Annotated in this window: 25 protein-coding genes; 5 read left to right on the top strand and 20 right to left on the bottom strand. The window is 64.3% G+C overall.

Going from position 1 to position 24278, the window contains the following annotated elements:
• The first annotated feature begins 231 nt into the window (after positions 1-231).
• Positions 232-540 carry a hypothetical protein gene (locus ABIB90_RS25840; RefSeq protein WP_219685625.1) on the top strand — a complete coding sequence of 103 codons (309 nt, stop codon included), beginning with the start codon at positions 232-234 and terminating at the stop codon, positions 538-540.
• A gap of 62 nt (positions 541-602) precedes the next feature.
• Here ABIB90_RS25840 and arfB read toward each other — a convergent pair whose 3' ends face one another.
• The 7 genes from arfB to ABIB90_RS25805 all read right to left on the bottom strand — a co-directional run bounded on the left by arfB (position 603) and on the right by ABIB90_RS25805 (position 9754).
• Positions 603-1019 carry an alternative ribosome rescue aminoacyl-tRNA hydrolase ArfB gene (arfB, locus tag ABIB90_RS25835; protein WP_354168571.1) on the bottom strand — a complete coding sequence of 139 codons (417 nt, stop codon included), beginning with the start codon at positions 1017-1019 and terminating at the stop codon, positions 603-605.
• Positions 1020-1132: 113 nt separating this feature from the next.
• On the bottom strand, positions 1133-2500 hold the full coding sequence (locus ABIB90_RS25830) for a M16 family metallopeptidase (RefSeq protein WP_354201604.1): 1368 nt from the start codon (positions 2498-2500) through the stop codon (positions 1133-1135).
• Entirely contained in the window at positions 2497-3891 is a 1395-nt protein-coding gene (locus ABIB90_RS25825) for a M16 family metallopeptidase (protein ID WP_354201603.1), read from the bottom strand. The genes ABIB90_RS25830 and ABIB90_RS25825 overlap by 4 nt, the downstream gene beginning before the upstream one ends.
• Before the next feature lie 199 nt (positions 3892-4090).
• Positions 4091-4816, bottom strand: a complete 726-nt coding sequence (locus ABIB90_RS25820) for a hypothetical protein (protein WP_354168745.1) — start codon at positions 4814-4816, stop codon at positions 4091-4093.
• Positions 4817-4913: 97 nt separating this feature from the next.
• Positions 4914-5408 (bottom strand): signal peptidase II, encoded by a 495-nt coding sequence (lspA, locus tag ABIB90_RS25815; RefSeq protein ID WP_007596886.1) that lies wholly within the window; start codon positions 5406-5408, stop codon positions 4914-4916.
• A 164-nt stretch (positions 5409-5572) separates the two neighbouring features.
• Complete coding sequence (ileS, locus tag ABIB90_RS25810) at positions 5573-8581, bottom strand: isoleucine--tRNA ligase (RefSeq protein WP_354201602.1); 3009 nt, start codon at positions 8579-8581, stop codon at positions 5573-5575.
• A 201-nt stretch (positions 8582-8782) separates the two neighbouring features.
• Entirely contained in the window at positions 8783-9754 is a 972-nt protein-coding gene (locus ABIB90_RS25805) for a bifunctional riboflavin kinase/FAD synthetase (RefSeq protein WP_354201601.1), read from the bottom strand.
• Between the two features lie 231 nt (positions 9755-9985).
• On the opposite strand from ABIB90_RS25805, the gene ABIB90_RS25800 reads away from it, so the two are divergent.
• Positions 9986-10381: a response regulator gene (locus tag ABIB90_RS25800; protein WP_007596883.1), complete on the top strand. Its 396-nt coding sequence runs from the start codon at positions 9986-9988 to the stop codon at positions 10379-10381.
• A gap of 120 nt (positions 10382-10501) precedes the next feature.
• Here the strand turns inward: ABIB90_RS25800 and ABIB90_RS25795 are convergent, their stop codons facing one another.
• From ABIB90_RS25795 to uvrC, 9 genes are all read right to left on the bottom strand, one after another.
• Positions 10502-11356: a TIGR01459 family HAD-type hydrolase gene (locus tag ABIB90_RS25795; RefSeq protein WP_354201600.1), complete on the bottom strand. Its 855-nt coding sequence runs from the start codon at positions 11354-11356 to the stop codon at positions 10502-10504.
• 15 nt (positions 11357-11371) lie between these two features.
• Positions 11372-12847, bottom strand: a complete 1476-nt coding sequence (locus ABIB90_RS25790) for an EAL domain-containing protein (RefSeq protein ID WP_354201599.1) — start codon at positions 12845-12847, stop codon at positions 11372-11374.
• Positions 12848-12989: 142 nt separating this feature from the next.
• Positions 12990-14120 (bottom strand): YihY/virulence factor BrkB family protein, encoded by a 1131-nt coding sequence (locus ABIB90_RS25785; RefSeq protein WP_007596871.1) that lies wholly within the window; start codon positions 14118-14120, stop codon positions 12990-12992.
• 2 nt (positions 14121-14122) lie between these two features.
• The gene (locus ABIB90_RS25780; RefSeq protein ID WP_007596868.1) at positions 14123-14722 is read right to left on the bottom strand and encodes a hypothetical protein; all 600 of its coding nucleotides are present in this window, start codon (positions 14720-14722) and stop codon (positions 14123-14125) included.
• Positions 14723-14812: 90 nt separating this feature from the next.
• Positions 14813-15772 (bottom strand): 50S ribosomal protein L3 N(5)-glutamine methyltransferase, encoded by a 960-nt coding sequence (prmB, locus tag ABIB90_RS25775; protein ID WP_354201598.1) that lies wholly within the window; start codon positions 15770-15772, stop codon positions 14813-14815.
• Positions 15772-16248 (bottom strand): molybdenum cofactor biosynthesis protein MoaE, encoded by a 477-nt coding sequence (locus tag ABIB90_RS25770; RefSeq protein WP_354201597.1) that lies wholly within the window; start codon positions 16246-16248, stop codon positions 15772-15774. The genes prmB and ABIB90_RS25770 overlap by 1 nt, the downstream gene beginning before the upstream one ends.
• 3 nt (positions 16249-16251) lie before the next feature.
• Complete coding sequence (moaD, locus tag ABIB90_RS25765; RefSeq protein ID WP_007596861.1) at positions 16252-16503, bottom strand: molybdopterin converting factor subunit 1; 252 nt, start codon at positions 16501-16503, stop codon at positions 16252-16254.
• Entirely contained in the window at positions 16500-17117 is a 618-nt protein-coding gene (pgsA, locus tag ABIB90_RS25760) for a CDP-diacylglycerol--glycerol-3-phosphate 3-phosphatidyltransferase (RefSeq protein ID WP_007596859.1), read from the bottom strand. Before pgsA ends, moaD begins: the two co-directional genes overlap by 4 nt.
• 98 nt (positions 17118-17215) lie before the next feature.
• Positions 17216-19285, bottom strand: coding sequence for an excinuclease ABC subunit UvrC (gene uvrC / locus ABIB90_RS25755; protein WP_354168548.1), 2070 nt, complete (start codon positions 19283-19285; stop codon positions 17216-17218).
• Positions 19286-19535: 250 nt separating this feature from the next.
• Between uvrC and ABIB90_RS25750 the strand changes: the two genes are divergently transcribed.
• Positions 19536-20159 carry an outer membrane protein gene (locus tag ABIB90_RS25750; protein WP_007596857.1) on the top strand — a complete coding sequence of 208 codons (624 nt, stop codon included), beginning with the start codon at positions 19536-19538 and terminating at the stop codon, positions 20157-20159.
• 71 nt (positions 20160-20230) lie between these two features.
• Here ABIB90_RS25750 and ABIB90_RS25745 read toward each other — a convergent pair whose 3' ends face one another.
• From ABIB90_RS25745 to ABIB90_RS25730, 4 genes are all read right to left on the bottom strand, one after another.
• On the bottom strand, positions 20231-20446 hold the full coding sequence (locus ABIB90_RS25745) for a cold-shock protein (RefSeq protein WP_007614865.1): 216 nt from the start codon (positions 20444-20446) through the stop codon (positions 20231-20233).
• Positions 20447-20695: 249 nt separating this feature from the next.
• Positions 20696-21556, bottom strand: a complete 861-nt coding sequence (locus ABIB90_RS25740) for a 23S rRNA (adenine(2030)-N(6))-methyltransferase RlmJ (RefSeq protein WP_219683631.1) — start codon at positions 21554-21556, stop codon at positions 20696-20698.
• 52 nt (positions 21557-21608) lie between these two features.
• On the bottom strand, positions 21609-22301 hold the full coding sequence (locus ABIB90_RS25735) for a ribonuclease T2 family protein (RefSeq protein ID WP_007596854.1): 693 nt from the start codon (positions 22299-22301) through the stop codon (positions 21609-21611).
• A gap of 120 nt (positions 22302-22421) precedes the next feature.
• The gene (locus ABIB90_RS25730) at positions 22422-22886 is read right to left on the bottom strand and encodes a hypothetical protein (protein WP_007596853.1); all 465 of its coding nucleotides are present in this window, start codon (positions 22884-22886) and stop codon (positions 22422-22424) included.
• A gap of 182 nt (positions 22887-23068) precedes the next feature.
• Here ABIB90_RS25730 and ABIB90_RS25725 point away from each other — a divergent pair, with 182 nt between their 5' ends.
• The gene (locus ABIB90_RS25725; RefSeq protein WP_007596852.1) at positions 23069-23362 is read left to right on the top strand and encodes a hypothetical protein; all 294 of its coding nucleotides are present in this window, start codon (positions 23069-23071) and stop codon (positions 23360-23362) included.
• Positions 23363-23406: 44 nt separating this feature from the next.
• Complete coding sequence (locus ABIB90_RS25720; RefSeq protein ID WP_007596851.1) at positions 23407-23937, top strand: DUF3617 domain-containing protein; 531 nt, start codon at positions 23407-23409, stop codon at positions 23935-23937.
• The last annotated feature ends 341 nt before the right edge of the window (positions 23938-24278 follow it).

Here is a 24278-nt window from a genome sequence, read left to right as displayed (position 1 = left end):
GACGACCCCGCGAGCCCGAGCGTCGCGTTCGCGGTCCGCATACTTGTTCCGCACCGCCGCATATGAGGAGCACAATTCCGCGAAACCGCCGCGAAATCCCTCAACGATGACCACACGATCCGGATTGCATGGCGACTGCGCCGTTCGGCTCTCTGCGCGATGGGATGGTCCAGTCCAGGCGAACGGCGAAAACACCAACCGCTCATCGCGAATAAAATCCAGGAGAAATGGATGAAGGTAGTGAAGACCTCTGTAATCGCATGCGCTCTTTCCGCACTGCTGGTGGGACCGGTTCTCGCACAAGGCGCATCGTCGGACACCAAGTTGCGTGGCAGCGCGCAGGGCAAGACCATGCAGGGCGGTGCCTCGAGCGGCGATGAAGAGGATCTCGGCGCACAGCAGGGAGCCGCGGGTGAGAAGGTCGGCATGAAGTCGACCAAGGGTACGAAGGGCACGGTCGGCACCACCGGCAGCGCGACGCATAAGGGCACGGCTGACGATTCCGTGTCGGGCGGTGCTGCGACCGGCAAGCGCTACTGACGCAGCCAGCGAAACGGCAAACCTCCGGTCGCATGGCGGCCGGAGGTTTTTTCGTCAATCGGTCAATCGTCGAAATGCCCGCCGCGCTTCGACTTGATGTCGCTGCGGCGCTTCTTGCCCTCGAGCCGGCGCTGCTTGGACCCAAAGGTCGGCTTTGTCGCGCGCCGTGGCTTCGGCCGGATCATGGCTTCGCCGAGCATCTCCGTAAGGCGATCGATGGCGTCCTGGCGGTTGCGCTCCTGGGTGCGGAAGCGTTGGGCCTGGATCACGATGACGCCGTCCTTGGTCATGCGCTGCCCTGCGAGCCGGGCCAGGCGCAACGCGGCATCCTCCGGCAGCGTCAGTTTGCGGGTGTCGAAGCGCAATTGCGCCGAGGTCGCGACCTTGTTGACGTTCTGCCCGCCGGGGCCGGAGGCGCGGACAAAGCCGATCTCGATGTCGTCCTCGTCGATGACGAGATCGCGGGATATCCGCAGCATGGTGGCACCATTCGTGATGCCCGGACATATCCCGGACGCCTAGGTTCGGCAATGGCGCCCGGAATGCAAATGGCCGGGCGAGCCCGGCCATTTCAGGAAGCGTATGGAAGACGTCAGTTCGACTTCGTCACCGGTGCGGCTGCCGGTTGCGCCGCCGCCTGCGGAGCGCGGCCGACGACGACGGTCAGGAGGCCCTGGCCCCAGAGGCGCTTTGCGGCCGCCTTGGCGTCATCCATGGTGACCGCATCGACGACGGCGTTGCGCTTCTCGATGTAGTCGATCGGCAGCTTGTCCTGCTGATATTGCAGCAGCGCCTGCGCGAGCTTCGAGGAGGTATCGAGCGCCAGCATCTGCGAGCCCTTGAGGTAGGACTTGGCCTCATCGAGCTCCTTCTGCGTCGGGCCTTCCTCGGCGATCCGACGCACTTCCTTGTCGATGGCGTCGATGGTGTCGCCTGCGCGGTCGGCGCGGGTGCCGGTATTGCCGATGAAGACCGCCGAATGCTCCATCCAAAGCAGCGATTCGAACACCGAATAGGCCAGCCCGCGCTTCTCGCGCACCTCGCGATAAAGCCGCGAGGACAACCCGCCGCCGCCGAGGATGTGGTTGACGACATAGGCCGCCATGAAGTTCGGATCGCTGCGCTTCACCCCGGGGCCGCCGAAGGTGATCACGGTCTGGGGAACGTCGAGCGTCACGAAGGCGCGTTGCGGCGGCTTGGCGGCCTCGACGTCGGGGACCGGCACGAGATTGGCCTTGGCGGGCAGGCTGCCAAACGTGTGGTCGAGCAGCTTGCCGAGCGTATCGGGATCAACGTCGCCAACCACCGCGATCTTCAGCGTGTCCTTGGCGAGCACGCGGCCGACATAGTCCTTCATGTCGGCGATCGTGATGGTCGGAACGCTGTCGAGGTTGCCGTTGGACTGCCGGCCGTAGGGATGTTCGCCGAAGGCGACTTCCAGGAATTTGCGGCTCGCCAGCGAGGTCGGGTTGGTGGTCTCGCGGCGCAGGCCCGAGATTACCTGCGAGCGAATGCGTTCGACATCGGCGGTTTCGAAATGCGGCGAGGTCAGCGCGCTCTGCAGCAGGTCGAAGGCCTCGTCCTTGTTGTCGCGCAGCATGCGCAGGCTGCCGCGGAACGTGTCGCGGGTGGCGGAGAAGGAGAGCTCGATGGCGCGGCGATCGAGCCGCTCATGGAAGGTCTTGGAATCGAGATCGCCGGAGCCTTCGTCGAGGAGATCGCCGACCAGATTGGCGACGCCCGACTTGTCCTTGGGATCCTGGGCCGAGCCGCCGGCAAAGGAATATTCCATGGCGATCAGCGGTACGGTCGCATCCTGCACGAACCAAGCCTCGATGCCGCCCGGCGACGTCAAGTGCTGGATCTTTGCAGCCGCCTGCGACGGCGAGACGGTAGCGAGCGCGAGTGCCGCGCCGGTGGCAAAGGAGAACGCAACGCGTCGAAGGAAGTGATAGGTCACGAACGCTTCTCCTCGCGTTTGGTGGTCGCGGTGTCCTTGATCAGATAGCCTGTCACTGAGCGCTTCTTCTCGAGCCATTTCTGCGCGACGGTGCGGACCTGCTCGGCGGTGACCGCGCGGATGCGATCTGGCCAGCTCCGGATGTCCTCGATCGACAGGCCCGTGGTCAGTGCGCCGCCATACCAGCGTGCCAGCACCGCCTGGTTGTCCTGGGCGTAGATCGCCTCGGCGATGAGCTGGGTCTTGACCCGCTCGAGATCCTCGGCACGGATCGGATTCTGCGCGATGTCGGCAATGACGCCGTCGACCACCTGCTCGATCTCGGCGAAGCTGACGCCGGATTTGGGCGAAGCCGAGATCGCGAACTGGGTCGGGTCGAGCGAGATGCTCGAATAACTGGCGCTGGCGGAGACCGCGAGCGGCTTGTCGACCACGAGCGCACGGTAGAGATAGGAATTGTTGCCGCTGCCCATTAGCTGCGCCAGCACGTCGAGGGCCGCGCTTTCGCCGGCCGCAGCCGTGGTCGCCGAGGGCACCAGGTAATAGCGCCGCAAGCCGGGTTGCTCGACGCGCGGATCGGCAAGGGTCACGGTGCGCGGCGCCGCGGGCTCCGGCTCCTGCGGGCGGACACGGCGGGCCGGGATCGCGGGTTGGGCCGGGATGGAGCCGAAATTGCGCTCCACCAGCGGGCGGATGTCGGCGGCCTCGACGTCGCCCGCGATCACCAGGATCGCGTTGTTCGGCGCATAGAAGCGGCGGTAGAAGGCGAGCGCATCCTCGCGATCGAGCTTCTCGATCTCCTGGTGCCAGCCGATCACCGGCCGGCCGTAGGGATGGTTGAGATAGAGCGCGGCCATGATCTGCTCGTTCAGCCGCGCGTCCGGATTGTTGGCGACGCGCATGTTGTATTCTTCGAGCACCACGTCGCGCTCGGGCAGCACGTTCTCGTCCTTGAGGATCAGACCGGTCATGCGGTCGGCCTCGAACTCCATCATGGTCGGCAGCTGCTCTTTCGGCACGCGCTGGTAATAGTTGGTGTAGTCGACCGAGGTCGAGGCGTTCTCGTTGCCCCCGACGCGGAGAACGGTCTGGGAGAATTCGCCGACCGGATGCTTCGATGTGCCCTTGAACATCAGGTGCTCGAGGAAGTGCGCGAGCCCGGACTTGCCCGGCGTCTCGTCCGCCGAGCCGACCTTGTACCAGATCATTTCCGTGACGACGGGCGTGCGGTGGTCGGGAATCACCACGACCTGCATGCCGTTTCCAAGCGTGAAGCTGGCGGGCGGAGCCGATCTCACCGTGGTCTGCGCAAGAGATGCGCCGGCCGTCAGGACACTCGTCGAAAGCAGCGCGGCAAGGAGGCGGGCAGCCGATCGGTAAGAGGACATCATGATCCTTATGAAAGGCCGAGCCCGGATGTCCGGCTCGGAGGCACGGCATGGTACACCGTGCGGCAAACGCTTCGCGTCACGAAGCAGAGAACTCAACTCGGGCGCAAGTTACTGATAAGCAATTAAAGACCGCGTCCGGCGCGCACGAGCCGTCGGCGCGGGACCGCGTCTGTCGGGATATCGCAAAGTGACAGGAGCGTTATTGTTCCTTGTCCTTCCCGGACATGATGTCGAAATAGGTCCGCCTCGTCTTGTCCTCTCCGGCGCCATAGGCGTAGCTCGGCGACGGCGTCTGATAGCCCGGCGGCGGCTCGACCAGCGACTGGCGCGGCGGCTCGGTCGTGAATTGCTTGGCCTCGCCCTTGTTGTTCGACATCATGCCCCACAGACCGCCGGTGAAACCGAGTTGGGCGGGGCTGAGCGACGGGTTGCCGTTGGTGCCCGGCTGGATGGGGTCGTTGCTCGTGCGCTCGGGTGCAGCTGTTCTGCCGACCTCCATCTCGGCGGGCGACAACGTCCGGCCTGCCTGCCAATTCTCCGTCGCCTTGACGGCCTTTTTCCGCTGGGCGATGGCCTCCTTGCGGCGCTTTTCGTCCGGGTCCTTCGGCCAGTTCGGCGCGTTCTTGGCTTCGGTGCCGGCGGGCGGCGGCAGGTCGAGCTTGGGCGGTACCACCAGCGGCGACCGCTCGCGGTACTCAATACCCTTCTTCTCCATGCTCTTGGCGCCGATGCCCGACATCAGATTGTCGATGAGCTTCTCTTCGAAGGTCATATCGTCATCGTCCTCGCCGTCGTCACCGGCGCGGGCAGCGCCAGCCGACATGACGAGACCGATGCCGAGTGCGACAGCGGACAATTTCAACGCCCGCCAGAACCCCTGCCGGGGGTCTCCAACCATCGAACTGCTGGTCTTCGAGCTGCGCATCACTGTACCTGTTCCAAATTGTGGCAGTTTGCCGCTCTCGCGCGGCATAATCCCTCGCAAAAACAAGGTTCCGCCTGCCGGTCCGTATCGGCCGGGATCAGGGCGCTTTTGCGGCGGGTACCCCCAGGAAGGAATCATACAATAGCGCCGCCACGCCAGCAACGATGGCCACGTCCGCGAGGTTGAACACGTACCAATTATAGGTCTTTCCGCCGATCTCGACGTGAAACAGGGCGAAATCGACCACCGCGCCATAGGCGAGGCGATCGATCCCATTGCCGATGGCGCCGCCGATGATCAGGCCGAGCGCGATGGTTGCCAGCAGGGTGTGCGAGCGGGCCATCCAGATCGCCAGCGCAACCACGGCGAGGACCTTCACGGCCATCAGCGCCATTTGCGCAGCCTGGCCGTCGTTCTGGAGCCAGCCGAAGCTGATGCCGATGTTCCAGGCTAGCACCAGGTCGAAGAACGGGGTCACCTCGACCGCGCCGCGACGGGCAAGGTCGAACACATTCAGCAGCCAGAGCTTTGAAGCCTGGTCGGCCACCAGCGTGAGCAGGGCCGCGAGGATGCCGGCGCGGAGCGGGGTCATGCAGGCGAGATCTCTATCTCCACTACAAACACCGCCGTCGTCCCGGCGAAGGCCGGGACCCATACTCCGAGACGGAAGTTGTTTGAGGGACTCGTGGTCATCAGCCTTCGCTGCAATCGGCGGTCGTGGTTATGGGTCCCGGCCTCCGCCGGGACGACACGAAGTTAGACACTCACCCCCAGCGCCTTCCATTCGCGCAGCGCCTTGGCGTCGCGCGGGGTGACGTCGGGGTATTCGGGGTCTTCACCCACCGTCGGCGAAATCTTCCAGGAACGGGCGCATTTGGTGCCGACCGCCTTCTCCACCACGACAGCGATGCCGGGAACGGCATCGAGACGGAATGCGGAAGCCGGCGCCTCGTCCTCGCGCACCTCGTAGTTCGAGGTGATGCAGATCTCGGCGAGGTCGATGTCGAACAGCGTCGCAAGCATGTCGCGGTCGGCGACATAGATCACCGGCGAGGCCTCCAGCGACGAGCCGATGTTCTTGGCGGCGCGTTCGAGCTCCAGCGCACCGGTGACGACGCGGCGGACTCTCCTGATGATCTCCCATTTTGCATCCAGCTCACCATCACCGTATGCGCCGATATCCGTGGGAAACACAGTCAGATGCACTGATGGCTCGGCGTCTGGCTTATATTGTCGCCATGCCTCATCAGCGGTGAAGCTCAAAATCGGCGCTAGCCAACGCAGGACCGCGTCGCAGATAATGTTGATCGTGGTCAGAGACGCCTTACGCGTCAACGATGACGGCGGGTCGCAGTAGAGCGTATCCTTTCGGATGTCGAAATAGAACGCCGACAGTTCGGTGTTCAGGAAACTGGAAAGTGTGGCGACGACCAGCTTATAGTCGAAGTTTTTGTAAGCAAATTGCACGCTCACATCCTGGACGGCCAATTGATGTAGCATCAACCGTTCCAACTCCGGCATTTCGGAAAATGGAACAGCGTCCTCCTTCTTGAAGTGATCCAGCGTTCCCAGCATCCAGCGCACGGTGTTGCGCAGCTTGCGGTAGGTCTCGATGGTGTTCTTCAGTATCTCCGGGCCGATGCGCTGGTCGTCGGCATAGTCGGTGGCGCAGACCCACAGGCGCAGGATGTCCGCGCCCGAATCCTTGATCACCTTCTGTGGCTCGACGGTGTTGCCGATCGACTTCGACATCTTGCGGCCGTTCTCGTCGAGCGTGAAGCCGTGGGTGAGCACGATGTCATAGGGCGCGCGGCCGCGCGTGCCGGCGCTCTCCAGCAGCGAGGAATGAAACCAGCCGCGATGCTGGTCGCTGCCTTCGAGATACATCACGGTGTCGTCGCCGCCGTCGACCTTGCGAACGATGTTGCCGAGCTGCGGGAAGTTCTGGCGGTCCTCGAGCACGAAGGCGTGCGTGGAGCCGGAATCGAACCAGACGTCGCAGATGTCGTCGATCTTCTTCCAGTCTTCCTTCGCCCGCGATCCAAGGAAGCGCTCACGGGCGCCCTCCATGTACCAGGCGTCGGCGCCTTCCTCCATGAAGGCCTCGGTGATGCGCTGATTGACGATCTCGTCCTGCAGGATTTCGGCCGAGCCGTCGCTCTTCTCGCGCACGAACACGGCGATCGGAACGCCCCAGGCGCGCTGGCGCGAGATCACCCAGTCCGGACGGTTGGCGATCATGCCGTTGATGCGGTTCTCACCCGACGGGGGCACCCATTGCGTGACCGAGATCGCATGCAGCGCGCGGGCCCGCAGTGTATCGCCCTTCTTGGCATGGCCATCTTCGCTGATGTCCTTGTCCATCGCGATGAACCATTGCGGCGTGTTGCGGAAAATGACCGGCTTCTTCGAGCGCCAGGAATGCGGATATTGGTGCTTGAGGCGGCCGCGCGCGAGCAGCTTGCCGGCCTCGATCAACGCCTTGATCACGGCCTCATTGGCATCGCCCTTCTCGCCCTTGTCGTTGAGCACGCGCTTGCCGGTGAAGCCGGGGGCCTGCGCGGTATAGGCGCCGTTCTCGTCGACAGTGTAGGGGATCGCGGTCGAGATGCCGCGCTCATCGAGCTCGCGGGTATTGGCCATCCAGACGTCGAAGTCCTCGCGGCCGTGGCTCGGCGCGGTGTGCACGAAGCCTGTGCCGGTATCGTCGGTGACATGCTCGCCGGCGAGCAGCGGCACGATAAACGCGTAACCGCCATCGAGGCCGCGCAAGGGATGGGCGCACTCCACGGCGTCCAGCGTATCGCCGGGAATGTCGCGCAGCTTCTCATAGGCCGTGACGCGCGCCTGCTTGAACACCTCTGCCGCAAGCGCGTCGGCCAGGATCAGGAGATCGCCGGTCTTCGCCCAATTGTCCGCGGCAGCATCCGTCACCTTGTAGAGGCCGTAGGCGATCTTCGGTGAGAACGAGATCGCGCGGTTGCCGGGCAGTGTCCAGGGCGTGGTGGTCCAGATCACGACCGAAGCATTGGCGAGCACACCATGTGCCGGGGACGTGACGGGAAACTTCACCCACACCATGTCGGAGGTGTAGTCCTCGTACTCGACCTCGGCCTCGGCGAGCGCGGTCTTTTCGACCACGCTCCACATCACCGGCTTGGAGCCGCGATACAGCGTACCGTTGGCGGCGAACTTCATCAGCTCGCGGGCGATCTGCGCTTCGGCGGGATAGCTCATCGTCTGATAGGGATGATCCCAGTCGCCGATGATGCCGAGGCGCTTGAATTCCTCACGCTGCACGTTGATCCAGTGTGTCGCATAGGCGCGGCACTCTTTCCGGAACGCCACCATCGCGGCGGAGTCGCGGAAGTCGGGCTTCTGCTTGCCCTTGGAACGGTAGTTCTCCTCCTCGATCTTCCATTCGATCGGCAGGCCGTGGCAGTCCCAACCGGGCACATAGTTGGAGTCGAATCCGAGCATCTGCTGGCTCTTGGTCACGACGTCCTTGAGGATCTTGTTCAGCGCGTGCCCGATATGGATGTTGCCGTTGGCGTAGGGCGGGCCGTCATGCAGCACGAATTTGGCGCGGCCCTGGGCTTCCTGGCGGAGTCTGTCGTAAAGGCCGATGTCGTTCCAGTATTTCAGCAGCTCCGGCTCGCGCTGCGGCAGGCCGGCGCGCATCGGGAATTCGGTCTGCGGCAGGAACAAGGTTTTCGAATAGTCTTTGGCTTCGGATTTTTGGGACTTTTGTGGCTTGTCGGACATGAGGCTGACTGGCTCGGAAGGGCGCGGGAACGATGGCGATGCGGAATCGCGGGTGAAACGACAACATCCCGGTCTTGCGCCGAGCCGAAGGCTCAGGCGGAAGCCGGGCCGCTAATCCCTATGATGCGCCGCGCAAACATGGGCTCTCCATAGCAGGGGGCTAAGGGAAGCGCAAAAGGTTCGGGGGGCCGGTTTCCGGCCTCAATCGATGATGCCAAGCCGCGGAAACGCGTCCGGGGCGGCGGCGAGCATGGCGCGGGCGCGGGCGGAATCGTCGTCCATCTGGCGGATCAGGGCATCCAGGCCGTCGAATTTCAGCTCCTCGCGAATGAAGCCGATAAAGGCGCAGTCGAGCGTCTGTCCGTAAAGATCGCCCTTGAAGTCGAACAGGAAGATTTCCAGCAGCGGCGCGCCGTTATCGAAGGTCGGGCGGCGGCCGAAGCTTGCCACCCCGTCCAGCCGCTCCGCGCCGCGGCCGACCCGCACCGCATAGATGCCGTGCTTGAGGCCGCAATTGGCATCGAGGCGGATGTTGGCGGTGGGATAACCGAGGTCGCGGCCGCGCTTCTCGCCGTGGATGACCTCGCCGGTGATGAACCAGGGCGCGCCGAGCATGGCCGTGGCCTCGTCGATCTGGCCTTCTGCGAGCGCGATCCGGATCGCGCTGGACGAGACCGGCCGCTCGTCGATGTCGACATGCGGCTGCACGTCGACCTCGATGCCGAGCCGGGGCGCCTCGCTGACGAGGAGGCTCGGCGAGCCGACCCGGCCCTTGCCGAAGTGGAAGTCGTAGCCGACGGCGATTCCGCCGATGCCCAGGCGCCCGATCAGGTCATGGTGAATGAAGTCTTGCGCGCTGGTCCCGGCGCGGGACTTGTCGAAGGTCATGACCACGGCGCCGTCAAGTCCGGTGCCGGCCAGAAGCCGCAGCTTGGCACGCTCGTCCGTCAGGCGGAATTGCGGGGTGTTGGGGCTGAAAAACCGCCGCGGATGCGGCTCGAAGGTCAATGCCAGCGCAGGGCGGCCATGGATCCTGCCCATTTCCAGGGCTGCGGCGATCACGGCGCGATGGCCGAGATGAACGCCGTCGAAATTGCCCATGGCGACCACGGCCCCCCTTGCAATGGCGGAGTCCGGTGTGGTGTCGCGGATAACGGTAAAATGCGGAGCCATCAGGGGAATTCTCGAACCGGCGGGACCGGCCGGGACCGTGGCGCGACGGGCCGGATGAAGTCAAGCGGGAGGGGGGCGGCCGCATCGAAGGTGATTTCAGTCCACCGGGGGCGTTCCCAGTTAACGCGCTGTTTAACGCCTTGGTGCTAGTCCTTGGAGCGTGGAACCGCGGGGCTCCGGCCCGGCAGGTCCGATCGTAATATTTCCTGGGTTTGCGTTGGGGGAGTCGAGATGGCGGTTGATTTGTCGATGTCGGTTCTGGTGGTTGACGACTACAGCACCATGATCCGTATCATCAGGAACCTCCTGAAGCAGCTTGGCTTCGAGAATATCGATGATGCAAGCGACGGTTCGGCAGCGCTGAACAAGATGCGTGGCAAGAAGTACGGTCTCGTGATTTCCGACTGGAACATGGAGCCGATGACGGGTTACGACCTGCTGCGCGAAGTGCGCGCGGATCCGAACCTCGCCACCACGCCCTTCATCATGATCACGGCCGAATCAAAGACCGAGAACGTGATCGCGGCCAAGAAGGCCGGCGTGAACAACTACATCGTCAAGCCGTTCAACGCGGCGACGCTGAAGACCAAGATCGAGGCGGTCTTCCCGGACATGGCGAGCGCGTAAGGCGCGCTCGAAGCCATCGGTTGAATTCGGAAGGCCCGGGCGGTTGTCCCGGGCTTTCTGCGTCTGGTTCGTCGTTCTGGAATCGATGCCCGATATCAAGCCGGAATGACGATCAACTCGCTACCACTTCAGTTCGCGCATCAGCGCCTTTGGCGGATGGCCGAACAATTCCAGCACCGAAGCCGGGTCGAGCTGGTCGAGACCCTCGAACTCCTCGGCATGGATGCCGCGGGTCACGAATAGGCAATCGATGCCGAACTCGCGCGCGCCGGTGAGGTCGGTCCGGACGGAATCGCCGATTGCGAGCACCTTTTTGCGGTCGATCTGGTGGCCATGGCGTTCGCCGGCGAGCGCCATCGCGCGCTCGTAGATCGGCCGGTGCGGCTTGCCGTAGAAGATCACCTCGCCGCCGAGCTCGCGATAGAGCTCCGCGATCGCGCCGGCGCAATAGATCAGGCGGTCGCCGCGTTCCACCACGATGTCGGGGTTGGCACAAACCAGCGTCAGCTTGCGCTCGCGCGCCTTCAGCATCATGCCGCGATAGTCTTCCGCCGTCTCGGTCTCGTCGTCATAGAGACCGGTGCAGACGATGTAGTCTGCCTCCTCCAGCGGCGCGGTCACCGCATCGAGGCCGCGGTAGATCGAGTTGTCGCGCTCGGGGCCGAGCCAGAACATCTTGCGGCCGGGATGGTCGGCGACATAGAGCCGCGTCAGATCGCCTGAAGACACGATCGCGTCGTAGGTCTCGTCGGCGACGCCGAGCTTGCGCAATTGACGCTGCACGGAGTCGGCCGGGCGCGGCGCGTTGGTGATCAGGATGACCGTACCGCCGCGGCTGCGATAGGTGTGCAGCGCGTCGCAGGCTTCGGGGAAGGATTCGAGGCCGTTATGGACCACGCCCCAGATGTCGCTGAGCACGACGTCCACGCCCGCCACGAGTTCACGCAGGCTTTCAGCGAAATGCAGCGTGGTCATGATGCGTGCGGCCGATCAGATGCGGCGCGCGAGCGCGGCGTTGCCGGTGACGCGCTGTGGCGCAGACGCAGCCGACGTTGCGCTTGAGCTCGGTATGCCGGAGCCATTGGATCCCTGAGTGTCCTGTGCCTGGTTCGGCGCGGCGGTAGCAGATGACCCCTCCGGCCGCAATGGCCGGGGCGGCGCGAACAGGAACCCCTGGCCGAACCGCACGTCATAGTCGAGCAGGTCGATCACGGCGCGCTCGCCCTCGATCCGCTCGGCGATCAGGTCGATGCCGAAGCGGCCGAGCAGGTCGGAGAGATCGGACGGGTGGATATCCGAGGCCGAAGCCTGCCTGGGGTCGAGCAGGAGCAAGGCAGGCACCTTGATGAAGCGCACGCCGCGATCGGCGAGCTCGCGCGGTTCGATCCGCAAATCGGTGACATGGTCGATCGAGAAACGGAAACCGCGCTGGGCGAGCGCGGCGAGATTCTCGGTCTCGGCCGGACCGAGATTGCGGAAGGTCGATTGCTTGAATTCCAGCACCAGCGAGGGCGCCAGCGCCCGGTTGGCCTCGAGGAAATCGAGGTATTGCGCGAAGGTCGTGGAATTGCCGAGCGTGGAAGCCGCGACGTTGCAGAACACGCCGACCTCCTTGTTGCGTACCATCAGGCGTCGCAGCACCTGCACGCACCGCAGCATCACCATGTTGTCGATGCGCCCGATCAGGCCGGAGGCCTCCGCAATGCTGATGAACTCCTCGGCCGCGACCAGCTGGTCACGCTCGTCGCGCAGGCGCGTCACGGCCTCGTAGAAGCGGACCTTGCGCTGCGGCAGCGTCACCATCGGCTGGAGGAAGATGTCGATGCGGTTCTCGTCGATCGCGTTGCGGAGCGTCGCCAGCAATTGGGTCTGGTTGCGGCCGTTGGCGGTCTGAACCGGATTGGCGCTCTGGGTCTGGATCGCCGGTGCCGCCGGCCGTGGCGTCGGCGCGGGTGCCGGGGGAGGGGCAGCCGACCGCTCCTCTTCGAACGGGGCCATCAGGTCGAGCGACGCGTCCTGCTCCTGCCTTGCGACCGGAGCTGGGGCCGGGAGCGGCGCGTTGCCGGCCATCAGATCCTCATGAGCCGAGACGGTGGTGGCGAGCTGCCTGACCAATCCGCCGAGCTCGTTGATCTCGCCGACCACCGCCTGAATGCGGTCTGAGTTGGCCGAATTGGAGGAGGCGATGCGTGCTTCGATCGTGGCAAGCCGGCGGCCGAACTCGGCGACCTGGCGGGCGAGATCGGCGGTGCCGCGCGAAAGGTCGGCGATCTGGCCGCCGACGTCGCTGCGGTCGCGCAACCGCATCGACACTGCATTGTAGAGGATCAGGAAGGTCAGCGCCGTTAGCGCCACGATCGCGGATTCGGTTCCGCTGATGCCGGCGACCGCGTAGAGCACGAGCCCGAGCGAGGCCGCGACCAGAACCATGCAGATGGCGATGAAGATCGTCGAAATACGAATCATGCCGCGCGTTACGCCTCAAGAGCTGACTGCCTGACCGGGAAAACACGGGTGGCGTCTCGAACGCGTCACGCCGCATGCTCCCCCAAGCGGCATGAGCTTAACATCATTGTTGATTCGAGGGGATAGCGACCCAATCGCGGAGTCAGGATGGCGCCGCAGCGCCGACCGTGTCGGCCGAGACGGCCTCGCGGGTGCCAAGCGGCTTGGGTGCCCCGGTGGTCGTGTCGCGCAGGGTCTGCCGTTCGATCTCCGAATTCAGCTCGGCCCCAAACATGATGACGATCGCCGACATCCACATCCACATCATCAAGCCGATCGCAGCGCCGAGCGAACCGTAGGTCGCATTGTAATTGGCGAACTCCGAAAGGTACCAGGACAGCAGCGCCGAGCCGGCGATCCAGAGGATCGCGGCCGCCACCGCGCCGAGGCTCAGCCATTGCCAGCGCGGGGCATCGCGGCTGGGCGCGAAGCGGTAGAGGACGGCGAGCGCCGCAAGGAGAATGACGAACAGCACCGGCCATCGCGCCAGCGCCACGATCAGCTTGCTTTCGGGCGCCATGCCGAGGTGGTTGAGCGCGAGCGGGAAGGCGACGACGGCGCCCACCATCAGCAGCAGGGCAACGATGCCACCGACCGTGAAGGCCAGCGAGACCGTGTTCAGCCGGATGAAGCTGCGCTTTTCACGCTCCTCATAGGCGACGTTGAGGGCATCGAAGATGGCTTTGACGCCGGCATTGGCGCTCCAGATCGCGAGCACGAGGCCAAACAGGAAGGTGACACCAAGCGTCGCACCGCCGTGCGACACGACGCGCGCCACCTGGTCCTCGACGATCTGGAACGCACCCTCGGGCAGCATCATCGCGAGCGATTGCAGGTTGGAACTGATTGTCGAGGGATCGGCGAACAGGCCATAGAATGAAACCAGAGCTGTGATGGCGGGAAAGATCGCGAGCAGCCCGAAAAAGACGACGCCACCGGCGGTCGCGAGCAGGCGATCCTCGTCGATGCGCTGATAGGTGCGCCAGAGGATGTCCTTCCAGCCTGCCCACGGGATTGCGAACGGGCTTTTCGCGCGGCGGCCGCGGCCGGGCTGCGAGGCTGCGCCCGTCGGGCTCGTTTCCGGCGAATTCGCCTCGCCGTTGCGGTGGTCTTGCGGAGGTCCCGCCCTGACCAGGCCAGAATCCTGGAAATACCGTTCCGCGGTGAGCACGAACACGGTCGTGGCTGCCACTAACAGCCAGCGGTCGAATTGCTCGGCGCGCCGCATACGCATTTTTAGGTATCCGCTCGGTGGCCGTGACGCCGCCGGCGCGCTGCCGTGAGCCCGACCAGCCCAACGGCCGCGAGCATCAGCCCGAGTTGCACGGGCCGGTTGGACCGAGCCGGCCACGTGCTGCCGCCATGTCCTCCTTCATGTCCGCGTTCGCCCGGCGCGAGCGGCGCCAGGGGAATTGTGGTCGCGACCTCCTTCACCGCCTCCTTCACCGTTCCGCGCGGGATGCGCGGGGTGGCGATAGCCACGCGCAGGCGGCTGGCAAGCGGCACGATCGGCTTGGTCTTGCGCTTCATCTGGGCCATGGCCACGCCGGCGCAGGCGGCGGCCAGGACCAGGAGCACGCCGCCGACGGCGCCGAACCCCCAGAATTGCCCGTAATGGATTGCAATCCAGCGGTACAGGGCAATTAGGCCGACGAAGAAGGCTGCGACGACAAACAAGCCCGCAACCGCGAGCAGTCCGGCCGCAGCCGCATACGACGTCATGCGGCCCGTGGCCTGGTTGCTCCGGTCACGGGCATAGGACTGGGCAGCGCGCTTGAGATGGTTGAGCTTGAGCGCGACGCCGGCGCGCAGCAATTCGCCCGATGGCGCAAGCATGCGGTTATCCTCCGAGTGCGAGAAAATTCGTCGGGGGATGAACGTGGCGGTATTTGACTTGTTCCGACGAGGTCTGCCCGCCGTGATGGATCAGCCGAGATCGGCGGCCGCGATCCAGAACACTTCGCCCTCTGAGTCCTCGGTGTCGAGCCAGAGCAGCGGTAATTCAGGAAAGGCCTCGTCGACCAGTTCGCGGCCGCGTCCGATCTCGCAGATCAGCCCGCCATCCGGCGTCAGGTGGTCGGGCGCGTCGCGCAGGATCTGGCGCACCACGTCGAGACCGTCGGCGCCGCCGTCAAAGGCGAGCTTCGGCTCGGCCCGGCACTCCGGCGGCAGCGCCGCCATGCCTTCGGCATCGACATAAGGCGGGTTGGTGATGATCAGGTCGTATTTGGCGTCACCGAGCGGGGCGAACAGGTCGCCGCGATGCAGGCTGATCCGGTCATCGAGCCCGTATTCGCCGACATTCCGTCTGGCGACGTCGATCGCGCCCTTGGAGATATCGACGGCGTCGATCGTGGCGTTCGGAAAATGATGCGCGGCGAGGATCGCGAGGCATCCCGATCCCGTGCAGAGATCGAGCACGCGCTCGACGGCGCTGGGATCGTCGATCAGCGAGCCGGCTTCGCCGTCGCCGCCGAAATGCGACTCCAAGAGCTCGCCGATGAAGGAGCGGGGAACGATGACGCGCTCGTCCACATAGAACGGCAGGCCGCGCATGTAGATCTTGTTGACGAGATAGGCGGCCGGTTTGCGCGTGGTGACGCGCTGATGAATGAGATCGATGATGATCCTGCCCTCGGCGGCCGTGACGCGCGCGTTGGCAAAAATCTCGAACTGCTCGGGATGCAGATGCAGGGCTTCACAGACCAGGAAGGCCGCTTCCGCGACCGGATCGGGCGTGCCATGGGCAAAGGCAAGCTTGGCCTCATTGAAGCGGCTCACCGCATAGCGGACAAAATCGATCGGCGTGAGAAGCTCGCCGCGGCCCACTTTCGCGAGCTTTGGCGCGGCGCGGCCGCGCACGCTCTTTTTGGTCGTTGTTGCCATCAGGATCGGGTCCAGCGTGCGGTCGCTTCGTCGTCGCGAGCCTGGGCCTCGACCCAGCCGGTGCCGGTGGCGCTCTCTTCCTTCTTCCAGAACGGCGCGTTGGTCTTGAGATAATCCATCAGGAACTCGGCTGCCTGGAACGCGGCCTGGCGGTGCTGCGAGGCGGTCAGCACCAGCACGATGTTCTGGCCGGGCATGAAACGGCCGACGCGATGGATCACCGTGACGCCGTTGAGAGGCCAGCGCGAGGTGGCCTCGTCGGCATGGCGCCTGATCTCTTCCTCGGCCATGCCGGGATAATGCTCGAGCGAGAGCGCGGCGATCTTCGCGCTGTCCTCGTCGCCGCGGCAGATGCCGGAAAAGCTCACGACCGCACCGATATCGGTGCGGTTCCCGGTCAACACCGCGATCTCGCGCGCGATGTCGAAATCGTCTTGCTGGATACGGATGGTGACCGGGCAGGTGGTGACGGGCATGGCCTAGCCGCCGGTCATCGGCGGGAAGAACGCGATCTCGCGAGCGCCCGCGATCGCGGCGTCCGACTTGACGTGGGCATGGTCGATCGCGGCGCGGATCACCTTCGGCTTCTCAAAGGCGTAGGCGTAGGCTTCGCTTTGGCCGGACAGCCAGGCGATCAGCTCTTCCACGGTGCGCACGGTTGCGGGCGGCTCGATGGTCTCCTCGGCCTTGCCGACGCGCTCGCGCACCCAGGCGAAGTACTTCACCTTCATCCCTCATCCTCCTTGATGAGGTGATGGATGCCGGCGCCGAAATAATCGTAGCCGGTGTACATGGTGAGGATCGCCGAGGCCCAGAGCAGCGCCAGCCCGATCATCGAGACCATGGGCACCACCTCATCGCCGGCCGGACCAGCCAGCAGGAAGCCGATGGCGATCAGCTGAACCGTCGTCTTCCACTTCGCAAGCTTGGTCACGGGCACGCTGACGCGCAGCGCGGCAAGATATTCCCGCAGGCCCGAGACCAGGATCTCGCGGCACAGGATCACGATGGCGGCCCACAGCGACCAGCCGTGAATGATGCCGTCGGCGGCCAGCATCAGCAGGCACGAGGCGACCAGAAGCTTGTCGGCGATCGGATCGAGCATGCGGCCGAACGCCGATTGCTGATTCCAGATTCGCGCGTAATAGCCGTCGAGGTAATCGGTGACCGCAGCCGCGATGAAAATGGCGACCGCAACCCAGCGCAGCCACAGCGGGCCGTCCATGATCGACTGTGCGTAGATGCACCCGACCACGACCGGGATCGCGGCGATCCGGCCGTAGGTCAGGATGTTCGGGAGGGACATCGCGCGGCTGGTGGTCCCTCGTGTCGTGGCGATGTTCATCCGTCCTACCAATACCGCTGCAGCCTGAAGGTCAACCGTTCCGCTCCCCAAATGGGGTGCGGGATGCGACGGCCATATGACCGCGGCCCCCCTTTATTTCACCCCGGCTGGGGATGGAAATACTCGAAAATCCTGCGAGCGCTCTCGGCGCTCACCCCCGGAACCTTGCCGAGATCGGTGATCGAAGCCCGTTCGATCTCCTTCAGGGTTCCGAAATGGTGCAGCAAGGCACGTTTGCGTGACGGACCGATGCCCGGAATCTCCTGCAAGCCGGCCTCGCGGATATCCTTCTTGCGCAGCTTGCGGTGCGAACCGATGACGAAGCGGTGCGCCTCGTCCCGCAGCCGCTGGATGAAATAGAGCACGGGGTCGCGCGGCTCCAGCTTGATCGCCTCGCGCTCCGGCATGAACAGGGTCTCGCGGCCGGCATCCCGGTCCGGCCCCTTGGCCACCGACATCAGCGCCACCTGGGTCAGGCCGAGATTTGCAAAGATTTCCCGGACCGCGTTGAGCTGGCCGCGGCCGCCGTCGATGATCACGAGATCGGGCCATTGCGGGAAGTCGTCGTCCTTGGTTTTGGCTGCGTTGTCCTCGGGTGGATTGATCAAGCGCTTGAAACGGCGCTCGAGCACCTCGCGCATCATGGCGAAGTCGTCGCCCGGCGTGATCCCTTCCGACTTGATGTTGAACTTGCGGTACTGGTTTTTCACAAAACCGTCCGGGCCGGCGACGATCATGGCGCCGACTGCGTTGGTACCCTGGATGTGGCTGTTGTCGTAGACCTCGATCCGCTTCGGCGCATGCGGCAGGCTCAGGGTCGTGGCCATGGCGTCCAGCAGCCGGCTCTGCGTCGCGGTGTCCGCGAGCTTGCGGCCCAGGGCCTCGCGCGCGTTGGTGAGCGCGTGGGTGACGAGCTCCTTCTTCTCGCCGCGCTTCGGCGTGGACACTTCGACCTTGCGGCCGGCCTTGATCGACAGCGCGTTGCCGAGCAGCTCGCTCTCTTCGATCTCGTGCGAGAGCAGGATATTCCTCGGCGGCGGCTTGTCGTCGTAGAACTGGGCGAGGAAGGAGCCGAGCACCTCTTCCGGCGTATACGTCTTCTCCGCGCGCGGGAAATAGGCGCGGTTGCCCCAGTTCTGCCCGGTGCGGAAGAAGAACACCTCGACGCATGAGAAGCCGCCCTCCTGGTGGATGGCGAACACGTCGGCTTCTTCCACCGTGCGCGGATTGATGCCCTGCTGCGACTGGATCGCGGAGAGCGCAGCGAGGCGGTCGCGGTAGAGCGCGGCGCTCTCGAATTCGAGCTCGCCGGAGGCCTTCTCCATCTCGGCGGCAAGCTCCTGTTTCACCGCATGGCTCTTGCCGGACAGGAAGTCGCTCGCCTCGCGCACAAGGGTCGTGTAGCCGGGGAAGTCGATCTCGCGGGTGCAGGGGCCGGCGCAACGGCGGATCTGATAGAGCAGGCAGGGCCGCGAGCGGCTCTCAAAGAAGGAATCCGTGCAGGAGCGGATCAGGAACGCGCGCTGAAGCGCGGTGATGGTGCGGTTGACGGCGCCGGCAGAGGCGAACGGGCCGAAATAGCGACCGGGCCGCGTCTGCGCGCCGCGATGCTTCAGGATCTGAGGCGCCCAATGGTCGCCCGTGATCAGGATGTAGGGAAACGACTTGTCGTCGCGCAGCTGCACGTTGAAGCGCGGCCGAAGCTGCTTGATGAGGTTGGCCTCCAGCAGCAGTGCTTCAGTCTCGGTGTGGGTCGAGATGATTTCCACGGTAACTGTAGCGGCGATCATGCGCAGGATGCGGGCCGGCTGCGGCGCACTCTGGCGCGCATAGTTCGACAGGCGCTTTTTGACGTTCTTGGCCTTGCCGACATAGAGCACGTCGGCATTCGCATTGAGCATGCGGTAGACGCCGGGCGAGGTGGGAGCGAGGCGGACCGCGCGTTCGATCGCCTCGTGGCCGGTCGCCAGCGGCTCTTCGCCGACGGTGCCGCTCTCTTCCAGGATGTCCGGCAGCCGTGCGTCGTCCTCGTCGTCGCCGTTTGCTGTGGCGGGATCGAGGTCGGGCGGCGCCGCTTCGGTTTCCTGGGCCGGGACATCGGGTGCGTTGCCGCGCACGGGTTTGCGCGTGCGTGCGTCGTCCGGATTGTCGGTGGAATCGTGAACCATGGTGCGAATTTAGGCGCTGCGGGTGCCGATTTGAAGTTCCGGCCGTGCGGCACGCACAGGATGGCGGCGCAGTTCCCGGTAACGCTTGCTTAAGCCTGTTAACAGCCCGGTAACCCGACTTAACAGGCCTTTAACTTAAAACTCTCGATAAATCTTACGCGAAAAAGTGGTGGTTCCGTAACCATGCGGTTTTGCCTCGCGCGGCGGCGCAGGCATCGCACCGGTGACGGCAGTTGCGTTGGAGTGTGTGATGAAGGCGCTCGTTGTGGGCGCAGCCGCGTTGGCTGCAGTCGGCTGGACGGCTTCGGCAGAGGCCGCCGATCTCAATTACGGGCAGCGTGCGCCCTATACGGTCAATCAGCCGCTCAATGCCTATAGCTGGGCCGGCCCGTATCTCGGTGCCAATCTCGGCTATGAATGGGGTTCGGTGAACAACAATCCCGCAAAGCCGTCAGGCTTCGTCGGCGGCGTTCAGGCCGGCTACAATTTCCAGACCGGCCCTTGGGTGTTCGGCGTCGAGGGCGACATCCAGGCCGCCGGTGCCGACGACACCTTCGCGCCGTGGAAGTTCTCCAATCCGTGGTTCGGTACCCTGCGCGGCCGCGCCGGCTATGCCTTCAGCAACGTGCTGTTCTACGGCACGGCGGGCCTCGCCTTCGGCGAGCTGCGCGCGCAGACGTTCGGCTGGACCGAGTCGCACACCAGCGCTGGCTGGACCATCGGTGCCGGCGCGGAAGTCGGATTCGCGCCGAACTGGAGCGCCAAGCTCGAATATCTCTATATCGATCTGTCGACGAGTCAGTTCGCGATTACAGGCGTGTCAAACGGCTATAGCGCCAGCGTTGTGCGCGCAGGCGTGAACTATCACTTCTGATAGCTAAGAAGAAAATACCGGACCAACCTCCCGGCCGCTTGCGGCCGGGATTTTTTTTTACGCCAGGCTCGCTAGGGAAGGATGACCAAATCGACCGCCTTCGGCCCCTTGCCCTTCTTGTCCGGTTCGACTTCGAAAGTAATACGCTGTCCTTCGGCAAGGTCCTTCAGTCCGGCCCGCTCCACAGCAGTAATATGTACGAAGACGTCGCGGCCCCCGTCGTCCGGCTTGATGAATCCGTAGCCGCGCTCACCGTTGAAAAACTTGACCGTTCCCGTCATGGCCATCGGGAAACTCCCCCTCATTGCTCCTCCGTCGTGACGCAGACGCACGTCACGACATGACCGGGCCTTACGAAGCCCGGGAGCTGGCCATCCTTGGGCAGACCATTTGGTCCGACTGGATCTTTCTTAGGCCTTCACTCCGCCGCAACCATTCGCGGAAGCGGAACGTAAAGCCAGTCACGGAAACAGCATAATACGGTTCTCCGCAGATTGACCACCGCTCCTGCATATTTTTCCCAAGATGCCGGAGTGTTACGGTCTCGGCACCTCTAATCGGAATCTGGCAGCGCCACCCTGGCCGAGCGGCATTTCCAGCTCGGGCAGGATCGTCTTGAGCTCGCCCTGCAGCGTGTAAGGGGGATTGACGATCAAGAGCCCGGTGGAGGTGAGAGTTGCACCGTCGGCCTGCGGCGCCACGCTGAATTCGAGGCGCAGGCATTTTCCCGGCGGTTTTGCTGCGGCTGCGAGCCGCGCCACTGATTGCACCAGCGCGTCGGTGGCGCGCCGGCTCTTGGCGGGATACCAGATTACATAGATACCGGTCGGCCATTTCGCGAAAGCCGTCGAGAAGGCCTCGCCGAGCTTTTCGAACTCGTCCTTTGCCTCGAACGGCGGGTCGATCAGGACGATCCCGCGCCGTTCCTTTGGCGGCACGAAAGCCGGCAACGCCATCCAGCCGTCGAGGTCGACCACGCGGGCCTGCTCGTCATGGCGCAGCACGCCGATCAGCGCTTTCCGCGCCTTCGGCTCGAGTTCGCAGGCGACGAGGCGATCCTGCGGCCGCATCAGGGCGCGCGCGATCAGCGGCGAGCCCGGATAGGCCTTGAGCTCGCCTTTCGGATTGAAGGCGCGGACGATGTCGAGATAGGGCTTGGTCAGTGCCATGGCGTCGTTCGACAGCCGCGCCTGCATCAGCCGCGCAATGCCCGTCAGCCACTCGCCGCCGCGGCGCGCCTCGTCGCTTTCGAGATCGTAGAGGCCGGCGCCGGCATGGGTGTCGATGACGCGGAACGCGCCCGGTTTGTCCTGGAGATAGGTGATGATGCGCGCCAGCACGATGTGCTTGATGACATCGGCGAAGTTGCCGGCATGGAAGGCGTGGCGGTAATTCATGCAAGAGCACTACGCCACGTGGCGGCTTGAGCAAAGAGGCACGACGCCTGGACTACCCACCCCGGATCGGCGGCATCGCCACCTGGTCGCGGCGGCAGGCGCGGCGGTCGATCTCCTCGCAGGCGCGGAATTGCAGGTCCTTGCTGAGGCAGATGCGGACTTCCGATAGCCGCGTCCGGTTGCAGGTGATCGAGACGGCGGCATTGCTGAGGCCCGGATTGGCCTTGATGAAGGCTTCCTCCACCTCCGCCGGCGCCACGGTCTTGGCCTGCGACAGATCGAGATATTCAGCCGGAATCTTGATCGCGGCGCGCGCCTTCCGGATCGTTTCGAAATAGCTGCGGTCGGCGAGCCCCGAGCAGGTGCCGTGCTTGTCCCATTCGTTGAAGATCAGACCCGGCGCCGGCATCAGATCGAGCATGGAGGAGACGATGCTGCGGTTCAGCCGCGGCGACGGCCGCTGGCAATATTCCGGAAAACCGTTCTCATATTGCGGCCACAGACCATGCACCACGAAAGCGTAGGGCCGTCCGCTGCACTGGGTCTGCGAGCGGCCGCCGCGCTCCGCCGCCTCCTCGCAGAAGGAGGGCGACCACGACAGCGACAGCACATAAAAATCGAATTCGCCGGGCGTGTTCTGCCGCTTGTCCTGGGCCTTGGCACCGCCGGCCAGCGCAGCCAGCCCGGCTGCAAGCGTCAGCGAGATCATAAGGCGGGAGAAAAAATGCAATCTGGAATGAAACATGGCGACGCCCCTCAACTAGACTGTGCAGAAGAGCCTAGCAGGCGGTAAGAACATTTCAAGAACAAAATTCGGACGACCGTCGTTCGGCCGCCTGATCGCTCCGGATCAGAACTTTTGCAATTATTGTTTGGCGGCGCGGCAGGCCGGGTTGTAGGCCCAGTTGCGGTCGAGCCCGACCACACACCATTCGACGCCCTGGCCGTAGCCGGCGAAGCCGCCATCCTCGACAATCGAGAAATGCACCTTGCGCAGCTTGCCATCCGTGAGCATAGCCTCGCCGGTGCAATAGCGGCGCGGGATGTTGTCGGACGCCCAGGGCCGGAACGCGGTCTCGTGAACGGCGGAGAAGCCGGTGATCTTCAACGAGGAATTCCAGAACGAGCTTTCTTTCTCCCAGAACTGGCTGGCGATCGTCGGCAGCGCCCTGTCGCATTCGGAGACGTTGCCGTCATAGCGCGGCCCGCTCAGCCAGAAATTCAGCTCCAGCGGATTGGCGGCCCTGGCCTCACCGAGCGACAGCGCCCCAAACAGGAGGCCGAGCACGGCGGCAAAGCGGAGCGATTTCAGGAAGGTCGAGGCGCGCATGGGCAATCCAGACAGCATGATCTGCGAGGGTCCGACGGTGCCGTGAAGGCCGGGGGAGGTCAAGTGCAGCGCGGCAACACTTGCCGACGAGTTGACCGCAATGCTGCAATAGAGGGGTCTTCGGTTCTTTCCACCGCCGCGCCGGCACCGTAAACTGCCGCCAACCAATCGGAGTGACGGGAATGCGAATCATTGCGGCCGCGGGCCTACTTGCCTTGGGTATGATGGCGAGCCAGTCGGCGCGCGCCGATCTGCTTCCGGTGCCTCCGTTCAAGGGCAACGACACCGGCGGTATCATCGCCTATTCGATGGCAACCCAGGTCGATGCGCGGCAGGTCGCGGTCGATCACTGCGCGCGCTACGGCAAGGTCGCCAAATTCCTGGCGATGCAGGCCTATGAGGGCGGCTACATCTCGTTCTCCTGCCGCTGGGTGCCCTATGGCGCGGCCGACCAGCCGATCCGCACGCTCTACTGAGGCGCTTTCGCAGCGCCGCTACCTCTCAGCCGGGAGCTTCCCACATGACGCGCAAACTCGCTTTGCTCGGCTCCGCCCTTTGCCTCGTCGTGTCGGCAGGCAGCGCCCGCGCTGACGACCTGCCGGTGCGCAAGGCGGGCCTGTGGGAATTGAAGATGGTCAGGACCGGCACGCCGGTGCCCGAGATGACCATGCAGCACTGCACCGACGAGACCGTCGACAAGGAGATGAACAACAACGTCTCCCCGATGGCCAAGCAGATTTGCGCCAAGCAGGACATCAAGAAGACCGCGACCGGCTATGTCAGCGATTCCGAATGCAATGTCGCCGGCATCAGCACGACCTCGCATGCCGAGATCACCGGCGATTTCAATTCGGCCTATACAGTGAAGACGTCGTCGCACGCGCAAGGCGGCGCCGCCGGCGCAGCAGGCCGCGACACGACCCTGCAGCTCGAAGCGAAATGGCTGGGGGCCTGCAAGCCGGACCAGAAGCCCGGCGACATCGTGATGCCCGGCGGCTTCAAGATGAATGTGCGCGATATGGACAAGCTGAAAGCGCTATTGCCGAAGTAAGGCTCTTCCCCTCTTTCCCTTGCGGGAGAGGGTGTCTCGCCGCGTAGCGGCGAGACGGGTGAGGGGTCTGTCTCCGCGTGTGACTCTTTTCGCTTTTGAATTCGCGGAGAGAGACCCCTCATCCGGCGCTTCGCGCCACCTTCTCCCACAGGGGGCTTGTTGCGTAATCCGTCAATTGTGATTCTCTAAGGCAAAGCCTTGGAGGAATGACGATGGCGGTGAAGCAGACGGGGCAGCCGAGTTTTGTTGAGGCTTGGCTCCCGAAGGGAGCAGGTGCCAATGCAGCGCTGGATCGGCTGTCGGGGTTAGTCAAGTGGTACCGGTTCGAGAAGCTGATCGGC

The sequence above is a fragment of the Bradyrhizobium sp. JR4.1 genome, assembly GCF_040548605.1.
GTDB lineage: Bacteria > Pseudomonadota > Alphaproteobacteria > Rhizobiales > Xanthobacteraceae > Bradyrhizobium > Bradyrhizobium canariense.
This window is presented reverse-complemented; position numbering and strand designations above follow the sequence as displayed.

Excerpts from the sequence above, each read along its gene's own strand:
- ABIB90_RS25840 (WP_219685625.1), top strand. The coding sequence starts at position 232 with ATGAAGGTAGTGAAGACCTCTGTAATCGCATGCGCTCTTTCCGCACTG.
- arfB (WP_354168571.1), bottom strand. The coding sequence starts at position 1,019 with ATGCTGCGGATATCCCGCGATCTCGTCATCGACGAGGACGACATCGAG.
- ABIB90_RS25825 (WP_354201603.1), bottom strand. The coding sequence starts at position 3,891 with ATGATGTCCTCTTACCGATCGGCTGCCCGCCTCCTTGCCGCGCTGCTT.
- ABIB90_RS25820 (WP_354168745.1), bottom strand. The coding sequence starts at position 4,816 with ATGCGCAGCTCGAAGACCAGCAGTTCGATGGTTGGAGACCCCCGGCAG.
- lspA (WP_007596886.1), bottom strand. The coding sequence starts at position 5,408 with ATGACCCCGCTCCGCGCCGGCATCCTCGCGGCCCTGCTCACGCTGGTG.
- ileS (WP_354201602.1), bottom strand. The coding sequence starts at position 8,581 with ATGTCCGACAAGCCACAAAAGTCCCAAAAATCCGAAGCCAAAGACTAT.
- ABIB90_RS25805 (WP_354201601.1), bottom strand. The coding sequence starts at position 9,754 with ATGGCTCCGCATTTTACCGTTATCCGCGACACCACACCGGACTCCGCC.
- ABIB90_RS25800 (WP_007596883.1), top strand. The coding sequence starts at position 9,986 with ATGGCGGTTGATTTGTCGATGTCGGTTCTGGTGGTTGACGACTACAGC.
- ABIB90_RS25795 (WP_354201600.1), bottom strand. The coding sequence starts at position 11,356 with ATGACCACGCTGCATTTCGCTGAAAGCCTGCGTGAACTCGTGGCGGGC.
- ABIB90_RS25790 (WP_354201599.1), bottom strand. The coding sequence starts at position 12,847 with ATGATTCGTATTTCGACGATCTTCATCGCCATCTGCATGGTTCTGGTC.
- ABIB90_RS25785 (WP_007596871.1), bottom strand. The coding sequence starts at position 14,120 with ATGCGTATGCGGCGCGCCGAGCAATTCGACCGCTGGCTGTTAGTGGCA.
- ABIB90_RS25780 (WP_007596868.1), bottom strand. The coding sequence starts at position 14,722 with ATGCTTGCGCCATCGGGCGAATTGCTGCGCGCCGGCGTCGCGCTCAAG.
- prmB (WP_354201598.1), bottom strand. The coding sequence starts at position 15,772 with ATGGCAACAACGACCAAAAAGAGCGTGCGCGGCCGCGCCGCGCCAAAG.
- ABIB90_RS25770 (WP_354201597.1), bottom strand. The coding sequence starts at position 16,248 with ATGCCCGTCACCACCTGCCCGGTCACCATCCGTATCCAGCAAGACGAT.
- moaD (WP_007596861.1), bottom strand. The coding sequence starts at position 16,503 with ATGAAGGTGAAGTACTTCGCCTGGGTGCGCGAGCGCGTCGGCAAGGCC.
- pgsA (WP_007596859.1), bottom strand. The coding sequence starts at position 17,117 with ATGAACATCGCCACGACACGAGGGACCACCAGCCGCGCGATGTCCCTC.
- uvrC (WP_354168548.1), bottom strand. The coding sequence starts at position 19,285 with ATGGTTCACGATTCCACCGACAATCCGGACGACGCACGCACGCGCAAA.
- ABIB90_RS25750 (WP_007596857.1), top strand. The coding sequence starts at position 19,536 with ATGAAGGCGCTCGTTGTGGGCGCAGCCGCGTTGGCTGCAGTCGGCTGG.
- ABIB90_RS25745 (WP_007614865.1), bottom strand. The coding sequence starts at position 20,446 with ATGGCCATGACGGGAACGGTCAAGTTTTTCAACGGTGAGCGCGGCTAC.
- ABIB90_RS25740 (WP_219683631.1), bottom strand. The coding sequence starts at position 21,556 with ATGAATTACCGCCACGCCTTCCATGCCGGCAACTTCGCCGATGTCATC.
- ABIB90_RS25735 (WP_007596854.1), bottom strand. The coding sequence starts at position 22,301 with ATGTTTCATTCCAGATTGCATTTTTTCTCCCGCCTTATGATCTCGCTG.
- ABIB90_RS25730 (WP_007596853.1), bottom strand. The coding sequence starts at position 22,886 with ATGCGCGCCTCGACCTTCCTGAAATCGCTCCGCTTTGCCGCCGTGCTC.
- ABIB90_RS25725 (WP_007596852.1), top strand. The coding sequence starts at position 23,069 with ATGCGAATCATTGCGGCCGCGGGCCTACTTGCCTTGGGTATGATGGCG.
- ABIB90_RS25720 (WP_007596851.1), top strand. The coding sequence starts at position 23,407 with ATGACGCGCAAACTCGCTTTGCTCGGCTCCGCCCTTTGCCTCGTCGTG.